Genomic DNA, 26,760 nt, shown 5'->3' on the forward strand with positions numbered 1-26,760 from the left:
AAGGAGGAAACATGGCAGGAAATATTAAAGGCATCAAGATTGAAATTGATGGAGACACGCAACCCTTACAAAAGGCACTCAAAAATGTCAATAAGGCTGCAACAGATGCAACACAAGAATTAAGACAGATTGACAAAGCCTTAAAATTTGATACAGGGAATGTCACTCTATTGACTCAAAAGCAAGAGCTTTTACAAAAACAAGTTTCTACAACCAAAGAGAAACTAGAGACCCTAAGACAAGCACAATCTCAGGTCGAGCAACAATTCAAGAGTGGAAACATCGGTGCTGATCAGTACCGAGCATTTCAACGTGAAGTTGAAACCACTAAGAATGTCCTTAAAGGTTACGAAGGAAAACTTGCTAATGTCAACCAAGCACTAGCAGAAAATGGCAATGCCACTCAAAGCAATAAGAGTCAGCTTCAGAACTTACAGAAAGAGCAAAATCGCCTTGCTAGTGAGTCTGAAAAAGTTGTAAGTTCATTCAAACTACAAGAAAGCCAGTTAGGTGCTAACGCTAGCGAATCCGAAAAACTAGCTCTGGCACAGAAAAAGGTCGGTGCACAATCCTCTATCGTTGCTAAACAGATTGAAAATCTTGAAAAGCAGTTAGAGTTAACTAAGCAAGAGTATGGAGAGAATTCAGTTGAAGCTAACAAAATGGAAGCACAACTGAACCAAGCTAAAGCATCGTATTCAAATCTTTCTCAAGAAATGAAGAATTTGGGTAGTGCTGGCAAACAAGCAGCTGGAAACCTGGCTGAAACGAATAACCTCCTAAAAGCCGAACTATTAAACCAATTTTCAGAAAAACTAGCAGACATCAGTCAGAAGCTTGTGGATTTTGGGAAAAGTGCATTAGAAGCCTTCAGACAAGTTGACGAAGGCATGGACACTATCGTGACTAAGACTGGTGCAACTGGGGACAGCTTGAAAGAAATGCAAGATATTGCTTCAAGCATCGCAACGACTATCCCAACCGATTTCAGCAAGGCTGGTGAAGCAGTCGGAGAGGTTAATACACAGTTTGGATTAACTGGTGACGCACTAAAAGATGCATCCATCGAAATGATAAAGTTTGCTGAAATTAACGGTACAGACATTACTAATTCAACTATTTCAGCAAGTAAAGCCTTGGAAGCTTACGAGTTATCAACCAGTGATTTAGAGAAAGTCCTAGACTCTACAACATACACAGCTCAATCAACAGGTGTGTCAGTCGATGACTTGATGAAGAAAGCTATTGAAGGAGCACCACAAATTAAAATGCTAGGCCTCTCATTTGAGGAAGGTGTTGCATTGCTTGGACAATTTGAAACAAGCGGTGTAGATGCTTCAAGTGCTTTGTCAGGACTAACGAAAGCGGCAGGATCCTACGCTAAGAAGGGTAAGACTCTGAAAGAGGGACTTGTCGAAACCATCGATAAGATAAAGAACACAACTAGCGAAACTGAAGCAATGGGGCTCGCTATGGAAATTTTTGGTGCTAAAAAAGCCCCTCAAATGATTGATGCAATCAAGCGTGGAGCATTTGATTTTCAAACATTCTCCGAAGCAGCTGAAAATTCAGTAGGTTCAGTTTCTAAAACCTTTGAAGCAACTCTGGATCCTATTGACAAATTTAAAACAGCACAAAACTCAGTTACGCTAGCTATGTCAGAACTAGGCGCAGCAATCGCTGAAACTCTAGCACCTATCTTTGAAGTGCTTGGAAACATGGTCAAAGATATAGCAGAGTGGTTCAGTGGTTTACCTGGACCTGTTAAAGAATTTATCGTGATTTTAGGAGGGGTAGTCACAGTTGCTGGTATTCTAGTCCCGATATTCTTAACCTTACAAGCAGCAGCAGTCGCGCTTGGAACATCCATTGGAGCGATGATTGCAGCAGCCGCACCCATTATTGGTATCGCTGCTTTAATTGTTGCCGCTATTGCAGCGATCGTAATTGGTATCAAGTACCTCTGGGAAACGAACGAAGGGTTCAGAGAGGCGGTAATGACCGTCTGGAATGCTATCATGGAAGTCATCAACAGGGTTGTTAGTGAAGTTTCTAACTTCATCATGAGTATGTTTGGAGTGGTTGTCAGTTGGTGGACAGAAAACCAAGAACTCATTCGTGCGAGTGTAGAAACAGTCTGGAATGCTATCCAAACCGTAATTGATGCAGTCATGACTTTCTTAGGTCCATTAATCGAGGGAGCATGGGCGAATATCCAACTGGTCATCACGACCGCTTGGGAAGTCATCAAGACAGTAGTTGAAACTGCAATCAATGTTGTTTTAGGCATCATCAAAGCAGTCATGCAGATCATCACAGGTGACTGGTCAGGAGCATGGGAAACAATCAAAGGAGTGTTCTCAACTGTATGGGATGCTATCCAAAATGTTGTTCAGACCATCTTCACAGCTATCCAATCGTACATTTCAAATACGATAAACGCCATTTCAAGTACAATTTCAAATGTCTGGAATGGAATTTCAAGTACAATTTCAAATGTATTAAATGGTATTTCAAACACTGTTTCAAATGTTTGGAATGGAATCAAGGATTCAATCGGGAATGCTATAAACGGAGCCAAAGACCTTGTAAGTTCTGCAATCGATGCTATCAAAGGACTATTTAATTTCAGCATTAGTTGGCCACATATTCCACTACCTCACTTTTCAGTAAGTGGTTCAGCAAATCCGCTCGATTGGCTAAAAGGTCAAATACCTAGAATTGGTATCGAGTGGTATGCTAAAGGCGGTATCATGACGAAACCGACCTTATTTGGTATGAACGGAAATAATATGATGGTTGGTGGCGAAGCTGGAAATGAAGCGGTATTGCCACTTAATGAAAGAACACTTGGCGCGATTGGTCGAGGTATTGCTCAAACGATGGGTGAAAATCCAACAAACATCAACATCACAATAACTGGTAATGTTGTCAGAGAAGAAGCAGACATCGCTAGAATTGCTGACCAGGTTGCTCAACGAATTGCCGATGAAATCCAACGTAGAACCCAATTGAGAGGAGGTATGGCATGATAAAACACAATGAATTGATTATTGACGGTGTAAGAACATCGTCTTTTCCTTTTAAGGTTATCGTCCACGATCCTCCTTCAGTTGCATTAGGAGAAAGTAAGACGGAACTTTTAGAGCATGGTGGCATTAGCGGAGCGATTGTTCAGACCAACAAACATCGTAAATTAGTTCAAAAATCTTATACGATTTATTTAGTTAAACCAACTGAAGAACAGATGAATCAGTTCATGACCCTTTTTATTCGTGAAAAATTTTGGTTAGAAAGCGAGCGAGTCAAAACAACCCGACTCTGGTGTTATAAGGCCAATGCTAGTGACCTTGAAGAAACACAACCTGGGTTGTATATGACGAAAGTAACATTCACTTGCCACCCTACAAAATATTTCAAAACCACTGACACACAAAGATTGACAGGAAACGGAGTTTTAACTACTCAAGGGTCTGCTCTTGCCTTCCCTAAAATCACAATTGTTGGACAGAGTGCTACTGAGACTTCATTTACAATCGCTGGTCAGGTTATTCGTCTTGAAAAACTCTCAGAATCGCTTGTGATGGTCAACAATCCAGATAATCCAAGCTTTAAGACCACGACAGGAAAATCAGTTAAATGGTCAGGAGATTTTATTACTGTTGATCCCTCAAAACTGAAAAATGTCGGTGTCGTTCTAGGTACTGGTATTCAATCGCTTGAAATCGAGACGGTTTGGGGGTGGGCATAATTGCTTTATTTACTTGACAAAGATGTAAGAACCGTGCGCTGGAACGGAGAGCCACTTCATGAAGCGACTTCAGCGATTGTTAAAGAGACCATGAATGGAGATTTCACCTTAACTGTGAAATACCCTATTTCTGACTCAGAAATTTATCAACTCATTCAAGAAGATATGTTGATAAAAGCACCAACTCCTGTTCTCGGTGCTCAGCTTTTCCGCATCAAAACACCTGTCGAACACAATGACTACTTAGAAATAACAGCCTATCACATCTCAGACGATATAATGCAACGGTCTATAACACCATTAAGCGTGAGTAGTCAGAGCTGTGATATGGCTCTTTCCCGCATGGTTCAAAATACAAAAACAGCTTTGGGAGATTTTTCTTTCAATAGCGATATCCAGGAACGTAGAACCTTCAACACGACCGAAACAGAAACTCTTTACTCTGTATTGCTCGATGGAAAGCATAGTATCGTTGGAACGTGGGAAGGTGAGCTAGTTCGTGATAACTTTGCAATGACTGTCAAAAAAAATCGTGGTGAGAATCGTGGTGTTGTTATTACAACACACAAGAATCTGAAGGATTATCAACGTACAAGAAATAGTCAGAATGTTGTCACAAGAATCCATGCTAAATCAACTTTTAAACCTGAAGGCGCAGAAACAGAAACGACTCTCAAGGTTACGGTTGACAGCCCTCTTATTAACTCATATCCTTACATAAATGAGAAAGAATATGAGAACAACAACGCAAAGACCGTTGAAGAGTTAAAGAAGTGGGCACAAGCTAAATTTACGAATCAAGGTATTGACAAAGTTTCTGATGCTATCAAAATTGAAGCCTATGAACTTGATGGACAAGTTGTTCACATGGGTGATACGGTCAATATCAAGAGTCGAAAACACAATGTCGATGCATTCAAGAAAGCTATTGCTTATGAATTTGATGCCTTAAAAGAAGAGTACATCTCTCTGACTTTCGATGATAAGGCGGGAACTGGCGGTTCTAGATCTTCTGGCGGGCTATCTAACGCAGCTGATGCAATAATTGGTGTGACAGAATCAGCTCAAGAAATCGCCCTTGAAAAGGCTCTTCAAAATGCTGACTTAGCCTTTGATCATCAAGCTGGATTGTTGAGACAGGAAATTTTGGACGGTGTCGAACTCGCCAAAGCAAAAGCAGAAGAGAACAAGCGTGCTCTATCAGACGAAATCGACAGACGATTTCACGAGTTTAGTCCAGAAGGATTCGACGAAGCAAAGAAAAAAGCAGAAGAGGCACTTGCCAAAGTAAGAGCAGGATATGAACTAGCAGATGAAGCAAAGCATATCGCTAGTGAAAATCAAATCAAATTTGCTTCAATGGCTGCTAGAGTTAACAGGCAAGAAGATAAACTAACGAGTGCTGTCGCTGATTTAAAACGCTATTCGAGAGAAGAAACACAAAGTCAAATTACGCAACGCTTCCAAGATTTCACAAGAGACAATGAAGCAAAACTAGCCGATTACAAACAAGGTATAGACGGGCGGTTTACAAGCTTAGCTAGTCAGATTGCTGAAAAAGTAACGCAAGGGGGCCCGAATATGCTCCGAAATTCGAGGGCAGATGATGGCTTGAAATACTGGAACGGTGATCCTAGCAAATTCAAATTCCTATCACACCATTTTTACTTAAACGGTCAAAAACGAATGTTTTCACTGGAAAATGGAGCGGTAGTAAATAGCCCGCGTTTTATTTTCAAGAAAAATACTGATTATACATTGAATTTTCTAGCCTTTGACGCAAACACGGCAAGGGTAAGAATAACTCTACGGAAACGAAAAAAAGACTCTGCTAATCAAGACTATGACGAGATTCAGACGCTTTTTGACAAGACTGGTTCACCCGCTTTCAGTTCACATCAAGCCGTTAAACATTCGTTAAAATTAAATATCGGTGATTTTGATAATGGTTATCTAGTATTTGAATACACAGGAAATCCAAATGGTTGGTCTGGTATGTTCATGACTGAGCTGGATTTTTACGAGGGGACAAATGACCGTAAATGGCAACCAGCACCCGAAGACTCAGCAGAGCCTATTGAGGCAGTACGAACACAAGTCACACAAAAGTTAGCTGAATACAAAGAAACATCGGATGGTCGTTTTGCTACGATTTCTGCTCAAATAAGTGGCAAAGTTGACCAGAGCGATTTCCAGCGTGTCAAAGAGACAAGTCAGCTATATGAGCGAATTTTAGGTACGACTGAGCAAGGTGTGGCAGATAACGCTTCAAGGCTTGTTATGTCTAGTCAAATTTTTCAGACTGAAGTCAAAAAAATCACTGGAAGTAGTTATAATCTTGTATTCGACCCAACCAATTTCAGCAAGTGGAAGAAGAAACAAGAAGATGCGAATGTTATCAAAGTACAAGCTGGCACTAAATTGCTACGGATCACAAATGCTGGTAATACCAACGTAGTCTATCATGGATTCGCATTGCCACTTACTACATCTACATTTACTGAGGGTGAAAAGCTTAGTTACCGCATAGAGGCATGGGTGGATGTGTTGCCAGATGCCCCTCTTGGTATCGAACTGTGGGCAGAAGATGGCGGTCTTGCATCTGATAGCGTTACCTTTACAAAAACTGGTATTCAAATCATCACAGGTACGATGACAGTCCAGAAATCATCGACTAAAGGAAGAGAATTCCCTCTTGAAATTTGGTTGATGAAGAACGGGACAGTAGCGATTGGGAAGGTGTCATTAGTTCGTGGCGAAACACCTCCGCAAGATTTCAAGGATGATACTTCAACGCAAGACCTTGTAACTCAAACAAAGGTGTCACAACTCTTTGATTCCTACGCTATCCAAACATTGACCAACGCTGGAGCAATCGCTTCACAAATCAATCTGAATAGCAATAATATTCTGATTGAAGCTGCTAAAATTCGACTTAAAGGTAGAACGCTACTAGACGAAATCACGGCTATAGACGGGTATTTTAAGAGATTGTTCGTGGGAGATGCCAGAATAGGAACTCTGAACACTGACATCATTCGCTCAAATTCGATTGCAGCAGACAAGCTGATATTTGATACTGCTCTAGCGAAGAAGCTTGTATCTAGCGATGTTTTTACGGATACGCTTGCTGCTAAAACAGCTTTTATCAACAAACTACGGTCAGTTGTAGTCTCAGCAACCTTACTTGAAGGTTATAAGGGTCGTATCGGTGGATTCCAATTCGGTACGCACGATAAAGACCCAAGTACATATTGGCTAACTGGTATTAACCAATTCGCAGTTGGTATGAGTAATGGTGGCACAAAATGGGGGCAAACTGCTCTTTGGGTTAACTGGGGGGATAACTGGGATAAACCTGATATTAATGCTTGGTATGTGACACGTATTGGTGAAATGTATTGTCATAATACTGCTCATTTTTACAATACACCAGTTATCCATGGAAACCTCCGAGTAGGAGGTAATATCTACTATGTCAATGAAAAAGATAAAACAGGTGGTTACTGGATGTATTCTCCTGCATTCAAAAAGCTTGACAAATATAAAGGTTATCTATATTTTTATGGATTTAACGAAGAACAAACAGATTGGATCCCTCTTAATAAAGAAATTTCAGACCGTAGATATAAGACAAACATTCAAGATAGCAAGATCTCAGCACTTGATGTTATCGAGAACCTTAAAACCTACTCATATCGTAAGGAATACGATGACAAAGTCGAGGATATCTCTTGCGGTATCATGGCTCAAGATGTTCAAAGATATGCACCAGAAGCTTTTTATAAAAATCCAGACGGTGCTTATTCATATCGCACATTCGAACTTGTACCTTATCTCATTAAGGCTATTCAAGAATTAAATCAAAAATTGAAAGGTTGGAAAAAACAACATGAATGAACAAGACCAACAAATCAGCCGTTTAGTAGTAAATTCTCTTTCAGAGAAATTAGGTCAAGAAGCTACTAAATCAGCAACATTTGAAGCACTATACACAACTACGGCTTTGGAGCTCGAACAAATCAATAAAATCATCAATTCAGATGAAGAACTTAAAGCTAAATTTGAACAATTGAAAGGACAAATGGCAAATGGCAATTAACAACTACACACTAGCAACTAAACCTTACATTCGTGGTTTTGGGGACAAAACTACAACCGTTGTAGAAATTCGCTTACAAGATGGCAACCGTTACAGTACCAACCAACGTGAGCTTGTGGGAGACCGTACACAAGACCAAGATGATGTGCTTATTCAAGCAGTATTAGATATCGTTAAAGCTGAATTGGACCCAGCGAATGCAGTCGTTAAGGCTCAACAAGAATTAGAAACAACTAAGACCAAACAAGACGAATTATCTAAACTTGTTAAACAACAACAAGAAACATCTACTACTCTTAACAAAGCGATTCGAATTCTTTCCTTGATTGTAGCTAAAATTGGGATTCCAGTCGGCGCTGCTTACAAAGAGCTTGCTTCATTTATGCCACCTTTGTTAAGTGGACAAACTTATTTTGAGAATGACTTACTATTTTTAGAAGACCCTAATCATGTTGAAACAAACAGCGAAGGTAAGTATGTGTTCGTATATATCAAGCGTGAGTTTGAGTATAACGGTCAAACAGTTGAACAGCTTAAAGGTCAACCAACAACAGACGGTCTTGTCGAAGTCTTGGAATGGACTGCACCACGAAGTGATGTAGACCATATCTAAGGAGGTAGCTTATGCAAGATTTAGCGTTTCATGAATTATTAGAACACCTCAAAAATCTTTCATATAGCCCCTACATTCATTTCTTTTTTTGGTTGATGATTTTAGATATCGTGACAGGATATATCAAGGCATTTAAGACCAAGCGATTTGATAGCAAGGTCGGAACAATGGGATTGATTAGACATTTCATTGTGTTTGTTGTTATCTTACTTGTAGCTATGTATGCCCGTTCTCTTGGTTTTCGTAGTTTTGGGATTGCTTGGACTATGTTTTTCTCATTCAATTATCTGTTTTCAGTGATTGAAAATTGGGAAATTATCGGTCTTGCATTCCCTGAATTTTTGAAGCCTTACATTAACCAGCTAAAGAAAGACAACGCTCGTAAAATCGGGCAGTTATTGGTAAATATAGACCAAAAAGACAAAGTAGAAGTAGAACTTGAAGTGAAGGAGAAAGACGATGCAACAAATTAATGAAATTTTACTTAACGGTGCTATCAGCATCCTTGTTATCTTGGTAGGTATCGCAGTTAAAGCTGTCAAAGAATACCTCGTTCAAAAAGGTGGAGAGAAAACAATCAAGATTGTTGAAATTCTTGCTAAGAATGCAGTCAATGCGGTTGAGCAGGTATCTGCTGAAACTGGATACAAAGGTGAAGAAAAACTGGAACAAGCACGAACTAAAATCCGTGCAGAGCTTAAAAAATACAATATCAGCATGACTGACAGTGACCTCGATACCTTCGTAGAGTCAGCTGTCAAGCAGATGAATGATGCTTGGTCTGAAAAATAAATCAGAGAACCCCAAAGGGTTCTCTTTCTTTTTTAAATAAGGAAAGGAGGTAGCACTTGAAGAAGGTTATTGAAAAGAGATTAACCGTTTCAGCCAACAACAGAGACATTGACAGGCTTTATCAAGAATTTTATAGCAAAGATAAAGGTATCGCTGAATTCAAGTTTACGCTCGATAATTTGACCGCTACCAAGGTAATCTGCTTATTCTATTTCAAATCCACCAAGCGATATCAAGAAGTAGAAGCAGTAATCGAAGATAATTCGTTTACGGTTCAATTCGATACATCGCTAATCACTACGGATGAATCCGTTATTGGCTACATCTACTTTGAAAAAGTAGAGCAGTCAGCGGATGTATATAGCTTTATATTTAATGTCCATGTAAGTGAGATTGATAAAGCAGTCAAGCAACCACTTATTGAACGTGAATCAGGGCGAATTGTTAACGTTAAGGATGTTGTAACTAAACAAGAATTGGACGAACTCTTTGCAAAAATCAAAGAGCAAGGCGGAACTTATGACGATAGCAATTTACGTAGTGAATTAAGCCATATTTCAGCCGATATTGGAGTGCTAAAGACAAAGACGGATAAAGATACCGTGTATGACGATAGCGCCTTAAAACAGCGTGTAGAGGTCTTAGAAAACAAGTCTAATATTGACACAAGTCAGTTTGCTACTAAGGACGAATTACGCAATATCTCACTAACTCCTGGACCAAAAGGAGATAAAGGAGAGCCTGGCGAACGTGGTCCACAAGGTGATGTTGGACCTAGAGGTGCTGACGGTTTACAAGGCCCTCAAGGTTTACAAGGTATCCAAGGGGAACGAGGGCAAGACGGACAAATCGGACCAAAGGGTGAGCGTGGGGAACAAGGGCCTGCTGGACCTCAAGGGCCTATTGGACTTACAGGTCCTAAAGGTGCTGACGGTCGTGATGGTGTAGGAATTCCTCAAAAATTGAGTATCGAAGGGAACACCCTCATCTTATCTGATGGTGGTGGCAACGTAACCCTACCTACTTCAACAAGCGGGAATACTGGACAAATTAATGAGTATGAAATCCACGGAACGGGCTTTCCTAACGGTAAAGTAACCGCACCAGTCGGGACTACTTACGTTGATACCGCTGTTACAAGTGGAGCTCTCAAGTGGATAAAGAGACAAGGAAGCGGAAATCAAGGATGGGAAGTATTGACTGGTGATACTGGTTGGAGAACGTTGAATATTAAGTCTAAACTCGGAAACTCATATCTAAAAGTTCGACGCAAAAATGACACCGTAACATACCAATTCGGTGGGCTAAGCTGGGGTTGGTTTGGTGTCATTCGTAGAGGTGGCGTAGGATACGAGGCTCAAGGGAGCGACAGGGAAAGAAACTGTTACATTCTAGGACTTGGTGGTGTTCCTGTTGGTTTTCGCTCTGAAGGGTCTTTAATAGGAAACATTTACAACGATAAAGGTGTCTCCTATGGGACTTGGTACTTAGGCGGTGCTGGGGATAGCAATATGCTACGTTTTCAATTCACTGACCCAGTGCCAACGGATAGAGACATCGGAGATATCCGTGTAAGTTCTATCTCTTACTTAACTAGCGAACCATGGCCTGGTGTTTTACCATAATATGAAAGGAAAAATATAAATGACAATCAATATTGAAACAGCTATTGCATGGATGCGTGAACGTGAAGGACAAGTCTATTACAGTATGGAATACCGTGACGGTCCTGATAGCTATGACTGTTCAAGCTCAGTCTACTACGCTTTGAGGAGCGCTGGAGCAGTATCTGCTGGATGGGCAGTAAATACTGAGTATGAGCACGACTGGCTTATTAAAAACGGTTATGAGCTTATTGCTGAAAACCAAGAATGGAATGCACAGCGTGGGGATATCTTCATCTACGGAAGACGTGGATATTCAGCTGGCGCTGGTGGTCATACGGGTATGTTCGTTGACTCAGACAATATCATTCATTGTAACTATGCACGGAATGGTATCACAGTTAACAATCATGATGCCATCTGGAATGCAGCAGGTCAACCTTATTTTTACGCTTACCGCTTAACCAATCCAGACGCTCAACCTGAAGCACCTAAAAAAGGCTGGCAGTCGGATGATAAGGGCTACTGGTACGCTAGAGCTAACGGCTCATATCCTAAAGACCAATTTGAGAAAATTGACGGTACATGGTACTATTTTGATGAGAGCGGTTATATGCTCTCTAATAAATGGAAACAACGCCCTGACGGCACATGGTACTACTTTGACAAGTCAGGGGAAATGGCTACTGATTGGAATAAAATCAATGACAAATGGTATTATTTCAGTAGAGATGGTGCTATGGTTACTGGCTGGGTTAAATACTACGATAAGTGGTACTACCTCGATGCAGTCAATGGCGAAATGAAATCCGATTGCTTCATTAAATATAATGACGGCTGGTACTTGCTACTTCCAGACGGCACACTTGCTGATAAGCCTGAGTTCACAGTTGAACCAGATGGCTTGATTACTACAAAATAAAATAGAAAGAACAAAAATTTAATTACACTCAACCGCTGGCTTTGGCTGGCGGTTTTTTGTTTTGGTACCCATTTTGGTACCCAGAATTGTTTTTTATGTATTTTTTTAGCATCTGAATACCTCTAAACTTTCTTTATTTAACAAACTTTGAATACTATTTAACATTTTTTCTTCCTATATTTATAAAACAAGTTTCTGTTTACCCGATCGCTAAATAATCGCTCTATACACCATTAAATAAGGCTTTCCGAGATTTTCGGAAAGCCTATTTTTTGTTTTGGTACCCAGTTTGGTACCCATATTTAAAATCCGATATAGGTAGCAAATTTATTTGCTACTTCATTTTTTGCTTTTTGGGTTACGTGAGCGTATATATCCATTGTTGTTTGGATATTCTCGTGACCAAGTCGCTCCTGAACTTCCTTTATAGTAGCTCCAGCTTCAAAGAGTAAAGAACAATGTGTGTGCCTAAACCCATGAGGTGTGATTCGCTTAAATTCTGGGTACTTCCTCCAAATCCTATTCAGCATATTGTTGACATGAACAACACTCCTAGGACCTCCATCTTCATTTTTAAAAAGGAGTCCTTTGGTACTAAATTTGTGCCATTCTTTTAAGACTTCGATGGTCTTTGGATCCAGAGTAATTGTCCGAGCGCTCTTTTTGGTTTTTGGTGTTTGGAAGATTAGTTTATTATCTTCACCTTTTGCCAGTGTTTGCTTGACAGTAATCTGGCCATTCTTCAAATCGACATCAGACCACCTCAAAGCACTTATTTCATTTTTTCTCATACCTGTGAAAGCTAGTAATCTAAAATAAGTCAGCATTTCTACATCATCAAAACTTTTAACAATCTCAAAGAATTCTTGTAGCTCTTCTTTGTTGTAGAATTTTTCAAGCTCATCCGTATTATTTTTTTGTCTTTTAGGTTTCAAGGTCTTTCTCATTGGATTGTTTTCGATGAGTTCCATTGAAATGGCATAATCAAAGATTTGATTTGCTATGCTGATGATTCCAAAAAATCTTTTATACTCATCCGCCCACTTATTAACTTGAGCCTGACACATAGATAGACTAATTTTATTGATTGGCTTATCTCCAAAATTAGGAATAATCCACTTATCAGCAATATTCACTTGACTGACATAAGTTGACTCTTTCACAGTATGTTTATAATGCTCTTTCCAGATCTCATAAACTTGCTGAAAAGTAGTAGTAGTATTCTTAGACCTAAAACTTTTCTTCTCGTATTCAGTCAAGCACTTTGCTTCTGCAAGCCTTGCTTCTCGCTCTGTTTTAAATCCTCGTCTTTTCGTAATTATCTTTTTATTCGTAAGTGGATCTATTCCATGATATGCTTTAAAATAATAAGCAGTAGAACCACCTTTTTCGTACTTGCCAATCATTGCTTTTTCCCTCATTTCTTGGTAAAATGGGTATAGTAAAGAGGGCTTTTTAATGCCATTCTTTTCTATACAGTACATCCTCACATCTTTGCTTGCAGGCTGGTGTGGGGATTTTTTTATTTCAGTATTTTCATTTCTCCTTTATACTCTTGAGAAATTTGAGTTTTAGCAGAATCAGAGGTATAAACCAGTAGTTGAGGTGTATCTTTTTCTAAATCAACATTGTAGCCTTTTTCTTGAGCCCACTTTTCAAAAATGGTATTCTTAGCTTTCAAAAATTCATTTGAAATATAGATCTTGCGACTAGTGCTTTCATTCTTCCAACTCTCTCCGATTCGTACAGAAAGGTTTTTATCATCCCCTCCAGGAACAAAATCAACCTTTTCACCTTTATCTAGAACTTCAGCATTCTCTTTAAAGTATAAAGCGAATTCCTCACCTAATTCTTTAGTCATTTTGAATTTTTGTTCAACCGTTGTCGATGTTGTTTTTTCAGTTTTAGCAGCAGTATTTTTAGATGGAGTGTTTAGAATACCATTCACAACACCAATAGACACGATAGCAATCAGCACCCAAAACCATATTCTTTTATAAACTGGTTTAGAATTGTTAAATTTATCCATATTTCTTCTCCTTTTAACTACCTGTCAATCTATAAAATTCTTCTTGAATCATCTGTTCACCCCAAGTTGTCGCAATTTTATGCCTTTTAGCAAAACTTAACCAATTGAATTCCGAAGGCTCGCATTGAGACAATTCTTCAGAAATGAGATGACGAACCATGAAGCGATCTGCTTCATTTTCGTATTTATAGAGCAGTCTTTTATAATGCGCTGGGTTATGGTTTATGTGTCCTAATTCGTGAAGGATAACCTCTTCTCGTTCTTCCTGACTAAGATTACCATTCACATAGATAGTGCGCTCATCAGGAAAATAAAACCCTCTACGCTCCCACATTGTTTCGGGAAACAGATAAAGCGTGACCTGGTATTCATCCAGCAACTCATTCACTTTCAATGTCAGACACCCCCAAAGAGAGTTTAATGATCTGCGCAATCTTGTCAACATCTTCATCTGATAGTGGTTTACCATCAAAAAGAACTACACGTTCACGAAGATTGGACAAGTCAACAGCACGACCATCAGCAGTAGTGACAATCTCACCTGCAACATTAGGATTATCAGTTCGACCTAATAGATAATCGGTCGAAACATTAAAATATTCAGCAATTTCTTGAAGTCGCTCAGAATTAGGCGCCTTCTTTTTTAATGAATAAAAATAATTTGTACTATAACCTAAAGTTTCTTCTAGTTTTGACAAAGCAATTCCTCGCTTTTTAGCAAGTTCTTTGATTTTTTCAAACGTTGAAAACATTGTTAAATCAACCTTTCTACGCTTAACAAAAAAATATTCTAGAAAAAAGTATAGAAAAGTGTTGACAAGCTCTATAAAAAAGTATAGAATATATATTGTAAAGCGAAATATAAAGCGAAAATAAAAGAGAAAAGACGAACTAAAAATAAAAGCTTTGGCGAGCGTTATGATTGGTTTAGAAAGTCCTTTGTTTATGTTTTTCTTATACCTTGATTATAGACTTTAGTCTAGAAAAAGTCAAGAAATTCTATAAAAAAGTTTTCGCTTTGTGTTTCTCTAAAAAAAGAAAGGAGCTACACATGAGCACACAACACCAAAAGTGGAACGAACTGGTAAAACAAAAAATGGCTGAACGCAATTGGAATAATGCTGATTTAGCACAAGCAATTGGATTCAAGCGCACATCAAGCGTTATCACAGAATTATTTAACATCGGTAAAGGTTCTGATGATTTGAAACTAAAGATTTCAAAAAAATTAGGAATATCAGAATCATGGGAAAAATTTGAGGAGTAGAAAATGAACGAAATATTTAATTTTCACGGACAAGAGGTCCGTACTATGACAATTAATGATGAGCCTTGGTTCGTCGGAAAAGATGTTGCAGATATATTAGGATACAGCAAAGCAAGAAATGCAATTGCTCTTCACGTTGACGAAGAGGACGCCCTAAAACAGGGCATCCCTACTAGCGGCGGAATGCAAGACATGTTGATCATCAACGAATCAGGATTATACTCGCTTATACTATCTAGCAGATTGCCACAAGCGAAAGAATTTAAGCGTTGGGTGACATCAGAAGTTCTTCCAGCCATTCGCAGACAAGGCGGATTTATTCGTGAGGACTTGGACGAAGATGCCTTCATTGCTCTATTTACTGGTCAGAAAGAACTTCGAAAGCAACAAGTCACAATGCTTGAAGATATCGACTATCTCAAGAATGAACAACCAATCCATCCTAGCTACGCTCAATCACTCTTGAAGAAGCGTAAGGCTCGAGTGGTTGCTTGTCTTGGTGGAATCGACAGTCCAGCTTATGCAGACAAGACATTCGCTCAATCAGTATTCAGACAAGCTGAAATTGATTTCAAGGATCATTTCAATATCAGTCGATATGACTTACTACCAAAAAAATTCGCAGAAGCAGCACTTGCCTATTGGATGACTTGGGAACCAAGTACCAACACTAAGATGAAAATTATGGATTTGAATGCTTTTAACATAGCTCAGAGAGGATAAATAATGAAACCAAACCGATATCCGTATAGCGGAAAAAAAGAGTCAACTTTGAAGGTTGACTCAGATAAAATTGCCACAGGGATTACGGCTAGAAATTTAGCTATTCACCCTTTAAAATACCAAGCTCTAACAGTGAGTTAGTAATAGTGACGACTGTATTTTTGGAAGTTGATTTAGAAACATATTCTATTATGTTAACGATATGTTGCGCTTGATCGTTGTTAATATTTAGATTCATCGCATTTAATTCCTTAATAACAAATTCAATGAGCTCGTTATTGAAGTTAAAATTTTTATCAATGTGTTTGTTAATAACTTCCATAAAAATTTTTGTATCCATGATTTCCTCCTTTCTATTGAAATTTTGACTAAAACGGTGAGAGGTCCTAGCCAAGATATATTATAACATAACAAAACAGAAATTCACAACATATCATGAGTGTATGTGATTGTTTTACAACATATTGTGTTTAGAGGTAAAAAATGTGGGAAAAATTAAATAAAATCATGCAGGAGAGAGATTTAAACGGTAGTCAGTTATCTAAAATGGCTGGAGTTAATCGTAGTTTCTTTTCTGACTTAAAAACAGGAAAGGTAAAATATCTTTCTTGGCCAAATATGTGCAAAATAGCTGATGCACTGGAAGTCAGCTTGGATGAATTTAGATAACAAAAAAGCACCTGACAGAAATCAGGTACTTACTTAAATACATACATTGATTATATCACATAAGGAGGTTATTGTGAATATTCTCAGCGAAAACTTTGAGTATGGCATCCAACTAATTGTTAAGGATCAATTTAAAGAATGTCTCAAAGAATTATTAGAACATGAAACAATTGAGAAACGATGGCTCTCAATCGAAAGTGCTGCTAATTATTCAGATTGTAGCACAAATACCATTCGTAAATGGTTAAAAATGGGATTAAACCTATATAAAATTGACGGAACAAAACGAATTGACAAGAATGAACTCGATGAGTTTATTCAAGCAAATCTTGTAATTTAGTATTAGAAAGTAGAAAAAATGAACGAACCAAACATTTTAAGCCAATTATTTGGAGTATCGCTAACATTTATCGGCATCTTTGCAATCATGCTTTTTACTTGTCGATATGAAGACAAGCAAGAAAAAAAACCAACGATCATCATTGAAGAAGCAGAGGGTTTCAGAGAAATTGCTAGAAGAAATCTAAAAAATTGTGACAGAAAGTCAACTTACGACACACAGCCACCTGTTGGCCTTTCATCAACCATCGATGACCTACCATCTGACTTGAAGATGTGTGTTGAAGATTACGACAGACTAGCGAATGACTATCAAGAAGAAACTCGCAACAATGACATTTTAAAAAGACAAAACACTAGTCTTTTAGAAGAAAACGGTCGCTTACTCTACAAAGAAATGACAATGGATTTCCGTAAAAATCAAAGAAAGTGGGGAGCACGAGCATGACAGCTAGTTTTAAAAGTAAAGAAGGAGGGTAGTTATGTCTGAAATTAAATGGATTAAGATTACGACAGATATTTTTGATGATGAAAAAATTTGTCTCATCGATGCACTACCTGATCATGATGCAATTTTAGTTATTTGGTTTAAAATTCTAGCTCTTGCTGGTAAACACAACCGAAACGGACTACTTATGATGTCCGACAAGGTTCACTATACTGATGAAATGCTGGCTACCATCTTTAGAAGACCGTTAAACACTGTAAGAATGGCCCTTGGAATTTTTGAACAATTTGGAATGGTTGAAATCATTGATGGAATTATCGCTTTACCAAACTGGGAAAAGCACCAAAACATTGATGGAATGGAAAAAATCAAAACACAAACTAGGAACAGAGTCGCAAGATATCGTGAAAAACAAAAAAATCTTGCGCTTGGTAACGCTACATGTAACGTTACAGTAACGGAAAGTAACGCAACAGAAGAAGATAGAGATAAAGATAAAGAATTAGATAAAGATAAGAATATAAATAATCATAATAATGAAAATCAAATTCAAATCATTGTCGAAGAATATCAATCTCGTATCGCACCAATAGATGGAACCCAATTTTCAATCATAAAAGAATTTATCGAACTAGATGAGATGGAACCAGGAGTTATTCTTAAAGCAATCGGGATTGCTGCTGACAACGGAAAAAGGAATTTTAGTTACATAAAAGCTATTTTAACCACTTGGAAGAATGATGGTATTTTGACAATGGCAGCAGTCGAGGAACGTGAGCGGGTTTTCAAAGAAAGTAAAAATAAAGGCTCAATCAATCAAACAAACAAGAAATCCAATGTACCAGAATGGTCTCGCCCTAATTATGTAAATACAACAAGTGAAGAGACTAAAAAGGAGTTAGAAGAAAAGAAAAAAGAAATGTTAGATAGATTGAAGAAAGGGGATCAATAATGTTCATCTTAAAACATGGAACAAAAGAAGATAAACCTTTCTTGAAATCTGTTGATGTAGAAGTTACTGGAATAGAAATTTCTTTTTCTGATGAAAGAAGAGCAATGAAGTTTGCTTCTCGTGGTGCAGCTATTCAAGTCGGAAAAGCATTAAGAGGTTCCTTTGGGAACTTCTATCCAGTCGAGGTGCTAGGATGATAAAACTCTATTTTGTCTATAACGGACATTGTCGGCTATTTATTGGAGAGTACAACAATGTTGATGACCTTATCGAAGATATGAAGGATCATCAATGGGCATACTCTGGGATAACTAGACCACATTTCACAAAACACATCAAAAAGGATAGCGTCAGATTTGATTATGGCGCAAAAGATTGCTACTACCTAGCAATCAAATAGGAGGTAAGAATGATTAATAACGTATCGCTTGTAGGAAGACTGACACGAGATCCAGAGTTGAAATACACACCATCAAATATTGCAATTACAACTTTTAACCTGGCAGTCAATCGTAATTTCAAAGGAGCAAATGGAGAGCGAGAAACTGACTTTATTAATTGCATGATTTGGAGAAAACAAGCTGAGTTACTTGCTGAATGGTGCAAAAAAGGAAACCTCGTAGGAATTACAGGGCGCATTCAAACTCGTAGCTATGACAACCAACAAGGGCAACGTGTTTATGTAACAGAAGTAGTTGCTGATACTTTCCAGCTACTAGAAAAACGTGATAATTCTGCAAACCAATCAAATATTGAAGAGCAGATGCCAGCAAGTTTTGGAGCTACCAACCCTCTGGATATTTCAGATGATGACATGCCATTCTAGGAGGTATTCAGATGAACGAAATTAAACGAGCTAGAATTGAAGCGTTGAAACACTCAATCGAAATAACAGAACAACGTATCAAAGAAACTAAAGAACCATGCTTACCAAGATACAGGCATATCCGTTCTGCTGAACGTGATCTTTTGAGGAAAAAGCTAAAAGGCTATCAGAAAGAGTTAAAGGAGTTGGAAAATGAATAAACAGGAATTAATTGAGAAAATCGAAGCCTTACCAGATAATATCGGTCTTATTAGACCACATATTGATAAGAAAATAGTTTTAGGTCTAGTCAGACAACTAGACGAACCGCAGAAAGTCAAAGTATCTGAGGAAGAAGCGAAATTCCTTGAAACGTTTGATTTTAATTGTGAAAGTGATGTTACAACAGCTTTATATCATGTTTCAAGAACTGGCTGGGGTTATTATTTAAGAGATAACGATGGCATAGAATTAAAAGACTTGAGTGAAGGGTTTAGGGAACTTGAAAACAGAAAAAGATTAATAAAAGCTATACTTGACGGCTACGAGGTCGGGAAAGAAAAGCGGTATTTGGTGACGATAAAGGGGGTTATGAGTAATTTTAGGGTATTAAAACATAATATCAATGAAGATACTTGGTATATGAGTAACAAAATAAATTATACGGATTTAAAAGCTTACCATACTAAGAAAGAACTCGAAGATGCAGGCTTTGGTGAAGTGTTTGATAGTTCACTGTTTGAAGTTGAGGAGGTTGAAGATGAATAAACAGGAATTGATAAAGAAGTACAAAAAACTTGAAGGTGTATGGGATGCTCCAGGAGCAGAAACAGCCCGTCAAATTTTTCTACAAGACTTGGACCAACTAGACGAACCCGAAAAAGTCAAAATCCCGCAGTTTACAGCAGATTGGATTGAGCATTTCAAAAAAACGAGTGATTGGGATTTGTTTCAAGCAATGGACTATTTATTTGAACATACGATAACGTGTGAGTGGATAGAAACTAAAGATAACCAAGAACTCTTCGCTCGTGCATGGATATTCGGCTACGAGGTCGAGAAAGAGAAGCGGTATAAAGTTAAAGTGAAAGGTATTTGTGAAAATCACGAAACTTTGAACCGTGAGAAATATTCAAACAAATGGCTTTTCTCAGATTATGAAGAAAACAGGCTTTATGATACAACTCACACCCGAAAAGAGTTAGAAGAAGCTGGTTTCGGCTGGATGTTTGATTGTAAGGGTTTGGAAGTTGATGAGGTGGTAGAATGATAATATCAGATGAAGAATGGATAAAATTAATAAAAGATGGACAAAAATTTGCCTTGGAGATACTTGGAGAAGATTTCACAAATGATGATGAGGAGGTAATAGAATGAGCCTTACGCTAAATAGCAGTATAACCGAACTAGTTCTTGAAATTGGTAATCTGTTAAATTCTCCCGAAAACAACACAAGAACTTTTGCGCTTGAAATTCCAAACCAATCTTTCTTTTTAGAAATCACAATAAAACCTAAAAAAGAGGAGATTAAGGAAGTGACACCATATAGCATGAATAAAATCATGAAAGATGAACAATCTGTTTTTGAAAAAGATAATAACTTTCATAAGCAAAAGCAAAAAGAAAAGAAGAATCCTATTTTCAAAAGAAATAAACCAAAGAAGTTTTAAGGAGGTAACGGAATAATGCCAAATTGGGCCGAAGGATCTCTTAAGTTAAGAGGGAGAAGCGAAAATATTGCATCAGCATTGAAAGAAATGCTATTAAGCGACACTGTAACACTAAAAGATGAATATGATGGCACTCTACTTATATTCAACAGCACAGGTCCCTATTTTTACATCAATGGGACAAGACGAGCGTTTATTGATCGAAAACAAATAGAAGTTTGGCTTGAAGAAAAATTTTGTACCGTTGAACTGGATAATTTTAAGCAAGCGTGGAGTGCTATTCCAGAAAATTATCAAGAAATTTCAAGTAAGTTTGATGTTGATATTAAAATTTTTACGTTTGAGTGTGGCATAGAATTCACACAGGAAATTGAAATTTCCAAAGGTGAAATTATCAAAGATGTTTGTTATGAATATGTTGATTATCAATGGGAAGTTCCATTCAGCAATTTAGGAGGTTGAGCAATGAGACGCTTCTTGATTGGCTATGCCTTACTTACTACTTGCTTGTTATTTATACAACGTGAAGCACAGAAACCCTTGCTTGTTTATCATGCTGATAACAAGTATCAGATTACTGGCAAGGTTACAGAAAAACGAAAAATCGGAAACTTGTTCACTATCACGGTTAACGGCAATGTGTTCGTGGTGAGTGAAGACAAATATAGAAATATTGAAATAGGAGATGATATTGAATTATGAACACACTAGAAAATGTAAAACAATGGTTTATTGACCGTGATCTTGAAAATGGTGGACGATTAGACAAGCAGTCGCTCAAACTCAGTGAAGAATTTGGTGAGCTATGCGCTGGATATCTCAAGAAGAATGAGAAAGTTACCAAGGACAGCATCGGTGATTGTGCAGTCGTGATTGTCGGTTTAGCACTATTAATCAAAGAAGATGTGAATCAGATTTTTGAAGAGTCTGGTACTTTACGGAAGAAAGAAATTACAGAAACATTAATCTCAATCAATGCAAACATCAGCGAGTTTCAACTATCGCAAGGATTTGCTAGTAAGGTAATGTGCAGACACAATCTAGTGCGCTGCATTGGTTATCTGAAGAATCTTGGATATGATTTTGACGAATGCTTTGAGTTAGCCTATCAGGAAATTAAAGACCGTAAAGGTCGCTGGATTGATGGTTCATTCGTGAAAGAGGAGGATTTGCCGAATGGATAGAAATGTGATTCATCCCAGTCATTATATATCTGATAGTGGACTAGAACCAATCGATGTGATAGAAGCATTCAAACCTTGTCCTGAATATAAAGCGGGCTTCTTTTGGGGTAATGTCGTAAAGTACGTTTTGCGCTTTCATAAAAAGAATGGTGTCGAAGATTTGAAAAAGGCAGAATTTTATTTGAAACGGCTTATTGAGGAATTGGAACATGGATAGACTTGAATATGAATACGCACTTTATCAAGGTGATATCTTTATCACTTGTGGCACGTTAAAAGAAATCAGCGCAGAGACTGGGATTGCTATTGTTACACTAAACTCTTATGCTTCACCATCGTATAAACAGAAAAATCCAAATGGTAAACAACTAATAAAAGTGGATTTTGAAAAATTAAGTGACCAACAATGCGAGCGATTCGCTTTTATGTTGAAGCAAAAAAGAATAGATAATAAACTTTCAAGAAGTGAACTAGCCAAAAAGTTAGGTTACTCTTACGCAGAAATAATGAAATGGGAAAAGAAAACTAAAAAACCTAATCTTTATATAGCTGAAGATGTAGCGACATTTTTTAAAATCCCTCTGAATGTTTTGATTGGAGAGAAATAAAAATACTGCACATAAGATAAAAAAATCAAAGTCATCAAGGAGGGGGAATTTGAGAACATTAAACAGTCGTGAGCTATACTACCTGGATAGAGAACTTTCAAAATTTAAAGAAGTTGATCGTGACATCTGGGTTAGAACTGCTGAGATAATGGCTAAGAATGGCGAAGAACTAGTAGGTAGTCGAGGAAATCAAATCAGCAAACCTACTGAAAATACAGTTATAAAACTATGTAGTGATGTACCTCTAAAAAATCTTGAACTATTCAAAGAAACAGTAGAAACATTTCTCAAAGAGTTGACATCTGAACAACAAGAAATCTTTGAAATGAGATGGGGACAATCAGAACTTGAATGGGAAGAAATTGCTGGTAAATTATTTGTGAGTGATGCAACCATTTATCGAAAAAGAAAAACAATTTTAAAAACATATGCAAAAATCAAAGGTATTGCATAAAGTGAGAATAAAAACTATTGTATTCTCACTTTAAACGATATATCATGATAGCATGAACTTCTGAACAAAAACACACTCACACTTTGGGAAATATCCTTAACTTTAGTCAAAAAAGTTGTCCAACAGAAGTATCGTCAAGAGTCAGCAAACGCTGGCTTTTTGTTTTACAGAAAGGAGGTAAAACATGGAATATGTATCACCAATAAAAGACAGTGATGATATCCAGGCCATGAAAGACTATTTGAAAGAATGGAATGAGATGTACTACATGCTATTCATCACAGGTCTGAATACTGGATTGCGAGTTGGAGATATACTTACCCTGAAAGTGAAAGATGTCCAAGGTTGGCATATTAAACTGAGGGAACGTAAGACTGGTAAGCAGATCACTAGACGAATGACCAAAGAACTCAAAAAAGAAATGAGGAGATATGTTGAAGGCAAACCATTCCACCATTTCTTATTCAAGAGCAGGCAAGGTCAAAATAAAGCGATCACTCGTGAGAGAGCCTATCAAATTATTCATGAAGCAGCCGAAGAGCTAGGAATTGATAACGTAGGAACTCACACGATGCGCAAGACTTTTGGGTATAAATACTACAACAAGACAAAGGATGTAGGAACATTGCAAAAAATGTTCAATCACTCATCACCAGCAATAACGCTTAGATACATAGGAATTGAACAAGCAGAGCTTGATGATGCGCTACGGAACTTTGTCATTTAATTTTTTTAATTATTACTTTCACATAATGAGTTAAGCATAAACTGAAAAAATGAAACGCTTTAAAACCTATGATTAGTAAGGGTTTAAGATTTAGAGTGAGTTTAACAAAATATAAGATATGTGAAAGTGAGGGGTAAAATTGGTATAGTCCGAGGAGGGAAAAATAATGGAGCTATTAGGATTAATTGTTGGATATCCAGTTATATGCTATGCGATAATAATTTGTCTTATACATATTTTTGATTGGTCAGAAAGTGAAGTAGATGATTTATTATTCTCATGGGTTGTGTTCCTCGCTTTGCCTTTTATCTTTTTATTTGTAGCAACTAGATTTTATCTAGGTAAAATAATAGGCAAAATAAAAAGATGAGAATAAAAGCTATTGTTTTCTCACATAAAAAGAATTATTATGATAGCATGGATTTCTTGTATGAGATGGGATAGGTCGTTGGCCTGTCCCTTTTAGTATCGAGAGAAGGAGGTTTGATATGTATAACAAACCTATTAGACAAACCTTGAAGTCTAAGAAGTGGGAGAAGTTCCGTGATAAAGTAATGCGAAGACATGACTATCTTTGTCAAGAAAGTTTACGCTATGGAATTTCTACTCAAGCAGAAATGGTCCATCATATTTTCCCTGTGTCAGAATATCCTGAACTTGAATTCGTTGAATGGAATTGTTTGCCATTGACAAACAAAAAACATAACACGTTTCATGATAGAGTTAATGACAAAGTAATTAACCAGGGATTATATTGGCAGAAAAAACGAAAAAAGGATTTTGAGGATTTTTTTAAAAATCAAAAAAATGAAATTTTGTAAAAATCGAATTTTTAAATTTTTCGATTTTTCATTTTTACCCCCCCACCTAAAAAAAATATTTTTTGGGCTGTTGGGTACCGGTGAAGGGAACTTTTTCCAAGTCGGGACCCTTCAAACAAAAAGGGGATAAAAACTAAGCAATTTTGGCAGAAGGAGGTAGTTTTTGGCTAAACCAATTACAGCAAAGTCAATCAAGACAAAAGTAGTCAAGCAGATGAAAGACTTGGGCACTTATCGTAAAGAGTTTGAAATGATCATTGACATCTTTGCAGGAATGCTATATCAGTATCAAAAGCTTGCTCAAGATTATGCTGACATGGGTTATCCAGTAACAGATACCTACGTCAATAAGGCTGGTGCTGAAAATGAGCGCAAAGTTCCAATCTTGACAGCAATGGAAATTTTGAGGAAAGACATTCTCAGCTACTCTAACCAGTTGATGATGAATCCGAAGTCGCTCGGTGAGATAGTGGAACCTGAAGGAGAATCCGTTCTATCTGAAGTCTTGAAGTTTAAAAATGAAATCAAGAAGAAGCGAGTGACTGGCAATGGGTAATCTTGATAAAGCAAAAGAGTATGCCCAGCACGTCATATCCCACAAAGATGAACATTGTGAAGAGAACATTCTTGCAGCTGAAAGATTCATTCGTGATCTTGATAATCCAGAATTTGACATGGATGAGGAAATCGTTGATTTCGTTGTCCACTTCATCGAAAACACAATAGTCCATCAACAGGGTGATGATATGTTTGCGGTGTCTATCCGCAATAAACCCTTACTCTTACAACCGTGGCAACACTTTGTAGTAGTCAATCTGTTTGGATTCTACTACAAGGGTACTAATGAGCGTAGGTTCAAAGAAGCGCTTATCATGCTCGCTCGTAAGAATGGGAAAACATCGTTTACTGCTGCAATCGCTCTAGCTTATCAGATATTAGACACGGATAGCGGTTCAAAATGCTACATCGTGGCCAACTCAGTCAAGCAAGCGATGGAAGCCTTTGGATTCTTGAAATTCAACGTTGAAAGATGGAACGACAAGAACATTCGTATCAAGGATAATAACCAAGAACACTCTATCACTGCTAATTTTGGGGGTGAGGGTTCTTTCTTTATCCAGGCACTAGCCAACGATGAGAGCCGTTTGGACTCTTTGAATGGGAATGTTATCATCTTGGACGAAGCTCACACGATGAGAAACAGTAAGAAATACGGACTTATGAAGAAAACAATGTCAGCATACCGAAACAGTATGCTTTTTGTTATTTCAACGGCTGGTGATATTCCTACTGGTTTCCTTGCCAATCGTTTGAAATACTGTCAAAAGGTCCTTAAACAATTGGTCAAGGATGATTCCTTGTTCATGTTTATCTGCAAAGCTGACCAAAATACAGATGGCGATGTAGGAGATTACCTGGACGAGAACGTTCTAAAAAAAGCTAACCCTTCATGGGGTGTGACGGTGTCGCTCAAGTCTCTTAAAGAAGAAGCAGAGCAAGCTATGAACGATCCACAGACAAGAAATGAGTTTTTTAACAAGACTTTGAATGTCTTTACAAACTCAATGAACGCTTACTTCAATCCTGATGAGTTCATCGCTTCAGATAGTCAATACGATTGGACCTTAGAGGAACTGTCACGCTTGCCTATTCAGTGGTATGGTGGTGCTGACTTATCAAGAATGCACGACTTGACCGCTGCTGCTCTCTATGGTGTCTATCATGATGGTGAGAAAGACGTTGATATTTGTATCACACACGCTTTCTTTCCTCGTGTCAATGCTCAAAAGAAGGCTAACGATGACGGCATTCCACTCTTTGGGTGGCAGTCTGATGGATGGTTGACCATGAGCAACACTCCGACAGTTCTCTATGATGATATCGTTAAATGGTTCATCAAGATGAGGGAGAAAGGGTTCAAGATTTCTGCTGTCGGAATGGATAGGAAGTTTGGTCGTGAGTTTCTAACAAAGATGAAACAAGCTCGGTTTAAGATGATTGACCAACCCCAACTTTTTTGGCTGAAATCAGAGGGTTTCAGACGAATTGAGTTCAAAGTTAAAAATAAAGAATTTTACTATCTTCACTCTGACGCTTATGAATATTGTGTAAGTAATGTCAGAGCTATTGAGAAAGTGGACGATGCTGTGCAATATGAAAAATTAGACGGTGACGGTGGTACTGCAAGAATTGACTTGTTCGATGCCAGCATTTTTGCTTGTATCCAAGCTCTTGCAAATCTTGGTAAAAACCAAGATGTCATGAGCTTCTTTAAGTAAA

Annotated in this window: 38 protein-coding genes; 33 read left to right on the top strand and 5 right to left on the bottom strand. The window is 37.8% G+C overall.

What is annotated here, in order from left to right; translation table 11 throughout:
• Nucleotides 1–11: 11 nt before the first annotated feature.
• Genes ACXYSK_RS02060 through ACXYSK_RS02100 form a run of 9 tightly spaced genes read left to right on the top strand, consistent with a single transcriptional unit; the run spans nucleotide 12 to nucleotide 11,784 of the window.
• Nucleotides 12–3,032 carry a phage tail tape measure protein gene (locus ACXYSK_RS02060; protein WP_458624878.1) on the top strand — a complete coding sequence of 1,007 codons (3,021 nt, stop codon included), beginning with the start codon at nucleotides 12–14 and terminating at the stop codon, nucleotides 3,030–3,032.
• On the top strand, nucleotides 3,029–3,751 hold the full coding sequence (locus ACXYSK_RS02065) for a phage tail protein (RefSeq protein WP_458624879.1): 723 nt from the start codon (nucleotides 3,029–3,031) through the stop codon (nucleotides 3,749–3,751). The genes ACXYSK_RS02060 and ACXYSK_RS02065 overlap by 4 nt, the downstream gene beginning before the upstream one ends.
• Entirely contained in the window at nucleotides 3,752–7,651 is a 3,900-nt protein-coding gene (locus ACXYSK_RS02070) for a phage tail spike protein (RefSeq protein ID WP_458624880.1), read from the top strand.
• A complete protein-coding gene (locus ACXYSK_RS02075; protein ID WP_458624881.1) occupies nucleotides 7,644–7,853 on the top strand; it encodes a hypothetical protein in 210 nt (69 codons plus the stop codon). The genes ACXYSK_RS02070 and ACXYSK_RS02075 overlap by 8 nt, the downstream gene beginning before the upstream one ends.
• Complete coding sequence (locus ACXYSK_RS02080; RefSeq protein WP_458624882.1) at nucleotides 7,843–8,466, top strand: hypothetical protein; 624 nt, start codon at nucleotides 7,843–7,845, stop codon at nucleotides 8,464–8,466. The genes ACXYSK_RS02075 and ACXYSK_RS02080 overlap by 11 nt, the downstream gene beginning before the upstream one ends.
• A gap of 11 nt (nucleotides 8,467–8,477) precedes the next feature.
• Nucleotides 8,478–8,939 carry a phage holin family protein gene (locus ACXYSK_RS02085; protein WP_458624883.1) on the top strand — a complete coding sequence of 154 codons (462 nt, stop codon included), beginning with the start codon at nucleotides 8,478–8,480 and terminating at the stop codon, nucleotides 8,937–8,939.
• On the top strand, nucleotides 8,926–9,258 hold the full coding sequence (locus ACXYSK_RS02090; protein ID WP_458624884.1) for a phage holin: 333 nt from the start codon (nucleotides 8,926–8,928) through the stop codon (nucleotides 9,256–9,258). Before ACXYSK_RS02085 ends, ACXYSK_RS02090 begins: the two co-directional genes overlap by 14 nt.
• 56 nt (nucleotides 9,259–9,314) lie before the next feature.
• Entirely contained in the window at nucleotides 9,315–10,883 is a 1,569-nt protein-coding gene (locus ACXYSK_RS02095) for a collagen-like protein (protein WP_458624885.1), read from the top strand.
• Nucleotides 10,884–10,902: 19 nt separating this feature from the next.
• A complete protein-coding gene (locus ACXYSK_RS02100) occupies nucleotides 10,903–11,784 on the top strand; it encodes a peptidoglycan amidohydrolase family protein (RefSeq protein WP_458624886.1) in 882 nt (293 codons plus the stop codon).
• Between the two features lie 302 nt (nucleotides 11,785–12,086).
• Here the strand turns inward: ACXYSK_RS02100 and ACXYSK_RS02105 are convergent, their stop codons facing one another.
• The 4 genes from ACXYSK_RS02105 to ACXYSK_RS02120 form a co-directional block, all read right to left on the bottom strand.
• A complete protein-coding gene (locus ACXYSK_RS02105; RefSeq protein ID WP_458625396.1) occupies nucleotides 12,087–13,190 on the bottom strand; it encodes a tyrosine-type recombinase/integrase in 1,104 nt (367 codons plus the stop codon).
• Nucleotides 13,191–13,306: 116 nt separating this feature from the next.
• Nucleotides 13,307–13,813 carry a hypothetical protein gene (locus ACXYSK_RS02110; RefSeq protein ID WP_458624846.1) on the bottom strand — a complete coding sequence of 169 codons (507 nt, stop codon included), beginning with the start codon at nucleotides 13,811–13,813 and terminating at the stop codon, nucleotides 13,307–13,309.
• Nucleotides 13,814–13,826: 13 nt separating this feature from the next.
• Nucleotides 13,827–14,147 carry an ImmA/IrrE family metallo-endopeptidase gene (locus ACXYSK_RS02115; RefSeq protein WP_458625397.1) on the bottom strand — a complete coding sequence of 107 codons (321 nt, stop codon included), beginning with the start codon at nucleotides 14,145–14,147 and terminating at the stop codon, nucleotides 13,827–13,829.
• A 46-nt stretch (nucleotides 14,148–14,193) separates the two neighbouring features.
• On the bottom strand, nucleotides 14,194–14,565 hold the full coding sequence (locus ACXYSK_RS02120) for a helix-turn-helix domain-containing protein (protein WP_458624847.1): 372 nt from the start codon (nucleotides 14,563–14,565) through the stop codon (nucleotides 14,194–14,196).
• A gap of 299 nt (nucleotides 14,566–14,864) precedes the next feature.
• Between ACXYSK_RS02120 and ACXYSK_RS02125 the strand changes: the two genes are divergently transcribed.
• Complete coding sequence (locus tag ACXYSK_RS02125; RefSeq protein ID WP_224376179.1) at nucleotides 14,865–15,080, top strand: transcriptional regulator; 216 nt, start codon at nucleotides 14,865–14,867, stop codon at nucleotides 15,078–15,080.
• A 3-nt stretch (nucleotides 15,081–15,083) separates the two neighbouring features.
• Complete coding sequence (locus tag ACXYSK_RS02130) at nucleotides 15,084–15,803, top strand: ORF6C domain-containing protein (RefSeq protein ID WP_458624848.1); 720 nt, start codon at nucleotides 15,084–15,086, stop codon at nucleotides 15,801–15,803.
• 100 nt (nucleotides 15,804–15,903) lie between these two features.
• Here ACXYSK_RS02130 and ACXYSK_RS02135 read toward each other — a convergent pair whose 3' ends face one another.
• Nucleotides 15,904–16,143, bottom strand: coding sequence for a hypothetical protein (locus ACXYSK_RS02135; protein ID WP_458624849.1), 240 nt, complete (start codon nucleotides 16,141–16,143; stop codon nucleotides 15,904–15,906).
• Between the two features lie 143 nt (nucleotides 16,144–16,286).
• Here ACXYSK_RS02135 and ACXYSK_RS02140 point away from each other — a divergent pair, with 143 nt between their 5' ends.
• The 22 genes from ACXYSK_RS02140 (at nucleotide 16,287) to ACXYSK_RS02245 (ending at nucleotide 26,759) form a co-directional block, all read left to right on the top strand.
• Nucleotides 16,287–16,472, top strand: a complete 186-nt coding sequence (locus ACXYSK_RS02140; RefSeq protein WP_458624850.1) for a helix-turn-helix domain-containing protein — start codon at nucleotides 16,287–16,289, stop codon at nucleotides 16,470–16,472.
• Between the two features lie 73 nt (nucleotides 16,473–16,545).
• On the top strand, nucleotides 16,546–16,812 hold the full coding sequence (locus ACXYSK_RS02145; protein WP_458624851.1) for a helix-turn-helix domain-containing protein: 267 nt from the start codon (nucleotides 16,546–16,548) through the stop codon (nucleotides 16,810–16,812).
• Between the two features lie 18 nt (nucleotides 16,813–16,830).
• Nucleotides 16,831–17,259 carry a hypothetical protein gene (locus tag ACXYSK_RS02150; RefSeq protein ID WP_458624852.1) on the top strand — a complete coding sequence of 143 codons (429 nt, stop codon included), beginning with the start codon at nucleotides 16,831–16,833 and terminating at the stop codon, nucleotides 17,257–17,259.
• A 34-nt stretch (nucleotides 17,260–17,293) separates the two neighbouring features.
• Nucleotides 17,294–18,211: a phage replisome organizer N-terminal domain-containing protein gene (locus ACXYSK_RS02155; RefSeq protein ID WP_458624853.1), complete on the top strand. Its 918-nt coding sequence runs from the start codon at nucleotides 17,294–17,296 to the stop codon at nucleotides 18,209–18,211.
• Nucleotides 18,211–18,408 (top strand): hypothetical protein, encoded by a 198-nt coding sequence (locus tag ACXYSK_RS02160; protein WP_006150489.1) that lies wholly within the window; start codon nucleotides 18,211–18,213, stop codon nucleotides 18,406–18,408. The genes ACXYSK_RS02155 and ACXYSK_RS02160 overlap by 1 nt, the downstream gene beginning before the upstream one ends.
• Nucleotides 18,405–18,611 carry a hypothetical protein gene (locus ACXYSK_RS02165; protein ID WP_025170002.1) on the top strand — a complete coding sequence of 69 codons (207 nt, stop codon included), beginning with the start codon at nucleotides 18,405–18,407 and terminating at the stop codon, nucleotides 18,609–18,611. Before ACXYSK_RS02160 ends, ACXYSK_RS02165 begins: the two co-directional genes overlap by 4 nt.
• Nucleotides 18,612–18,620: 9 nt before the next feature.
• A complete protein-coding gene (gene ssb / locus ACXYSK_RS02170; protein ID WP_458624854.1) occupies nucleotides 18,621–19,037 on the top strand; it encodes a single-stranded DNA-binding protein in 417 nt (138 codons plus the stop codon).
• A gap of 11 nt (nucleotides 19,038–19,048) precedes the next feature.
• Entirely contained in the window at nucleotides 19,049–19,237 is a 189-nt protein-coding gene (locus ACXYSK_RS02175) for a hypothetical protein (RefSeq protein WP_458624855.1), read from the top strand.
• Nucleotides 19,230–19,784 (top strand): DUF1642 domain-containing protein, encoded by a 555-nt coding sequence (locus ACXYSK_RS02180; RefSeq protein WP_458624856.1) that lies wholly within the window; start codon nucleotides 19,230–19,232, stop codon nucleotides 19,782–19,784. The genes ACXYSK_RS02175 and ACXYSK_RS02180 overlap by 8 nt, the downstream gene beginning before the upstream one ends.
• Nucleotides 19,777–20,286 (top strand): DUF1642 domain-containing protein, encoded by a 510-nt coding sequence (locus tag ACXYSK_RS02185; protein WP_458624857.1) that lies wholly within the window; start codon nucleotides 19,777–19,779, stop codon nucleotides 20,284–20,286. Before ACXYSK_RS02180 ends, ACXYSK_RS02185 begins: the two co-directional genes overlap by 8 nt.
• 103 nt (nucleotides 20,287–20,389) lie before the next feature.
• A complete protein-coding gene (locus tag ACXYSK_RS02190; protein ID WP_458624858.1) occupies nucleotides 20,390–20,686 on the top strand; it encodes a hypothetical protein in 297 nt (98 codons plus the stop codon).
• Nucleotides 20,687–20,701: 15 nt separating this feature from the next.
• Nucleotides 20,702–21,148 (top strand): hypothetical protein, encoded by a 447-nt coding sequence (locus ACXYSK_RS02195; RefSeq protein WP_458624859.1) that lies wholly within the window; start codon nucleotides 20,702–20,704, stop codon nucleotides 21,146–21,148.
• Between the two features lie 3 nt (nucleotides 21,149–21,151).
• Nucleotides 21,152–21,388 carry a DUF1372 family protein gene (locus ACXYSK_RS02200; protein ID WP_458624860.1) on the top strand — a complete coding sequence of 79 codons (237 nt, stop codon included), beginning with the start codon at nucleotides 21,152–21,154 and terminating at the stop codon, nucleotides 21,386–21,388.
• Entirely contained in the window at nucleotides 21,385–21,870 is a 486-nt protein-coding gene (locus ACXYSK_RS02205) for a MazG-like family protein (protein WP_458624861.1), read from the top strand. The genes ACXYSK_RS02200 and ACXYSK_RS02205 overlap by 4 nt, the downstream gene beginning before the upstream one ends.
• Nucleotides 21,863–22,087, top strand: coding sequence for a DUF3310 domain-containing protein (locus tag ACXYSK_RS02210; protein ID WP_458624862.1), 225 nt, complete (start codon nucleotides 21,863–21,865; stop codon nucleotides 22,085–22,087). The genes ACXYSK_RS02205 and ACXYSK_RS02210 overlap by 8 nt, the downstream gene beginning before the upstream one ends.
• Nucleotides 22,080–22,478: a helix-turn-helix transcriptional regulator gene (locus ACXYSK_RS02215; RefSeq protein WP_458624863.1), complete on the top strand. Its 399-nt coding sequence runs from the start codon at nucleotides 22,080–22,082 to the stop codon at nucleotides 22,476–22,478. Before ACXYSK_RS02210 ends, ACXYSK_RS02215 begins: the two co-directional genes overlap by 8 nt.
• Before the next feature lie 49 nt (nucleotides 22,479–22,527).
• Nucleotides 22,528–22,932 (top strand): transcriptional regulator, encoded by a 405-nt coding sequence (locus ACXYSK_RS02220; protein WP_458624864.1) that lies wholly within the window; start codon nucleotides 22,528–22,530, stop codon nucleotides 22,930–22,932.
• Nucleotides 22,933–23,116: 184 nt separating this feature from the next.
• A complete protein-coding gene (locus ACXYSK_RS02225; protein ID WP_006150443.1) occupies nucleotides 23,117–23,659 on the top strand; it encodes a site-specific integrase in 543 nt (180 codons plus the stop codon).
• A 166-nt stretch (nucleotides 23,660–23,825) separates the two neighbouring features.
• A complete protein-coding gene (locus ACXYSK_RS02230) occupies nucleotides 23,826–24,029 on the top strand; it encodes a hypothetical protein (protein ID WP_458624865.1) in 204 nt (67 codons plus the stop codon).
• Between the two features lie 118 nt (nucleotides 24,030–24,147).
• Entirely contained in the window at nucleotides 24,148–24,480 is a 333-nt protein-coding gene (locus ACXYSK_RS02235) for an HNH endonuclease (RefSeq protein ID WP_441348153.1), read from the top strand.
• Nucleotides 24,481–24,643: 163 nt separating this feature from the next.
• Complete coding sequence (locus ACXYSK_RS02240; RefSeq protein ID WP_458624866.1) at nucleotides 24,644–25,036, top strand: P27 family phage terminase small subunit; 393 nt, start codon at nucleotides 24,644–24,646, stop codon at nucleotides 25,034–25,036.
• Nucleotides 25,029–26,759, top strand: coding sequence for a terminase large subunit (locus ACXYSK_RS02245; protein WP_458624867.1), 1,731 nt, complete (start codon nucleotides 25,029–25,031; stop codon nucleotides 26,757–26,759). Before ACXYSK_RS02240 ends, ACXYSK_RS02245 begins: the two co-directional genes overlap by 8 nt.
• Nucleotide 26,760: the final 1 nt, after the last annotated feature.

This window comes from Streptococcus sp. V919 (genome assembly GCF_054353475.1).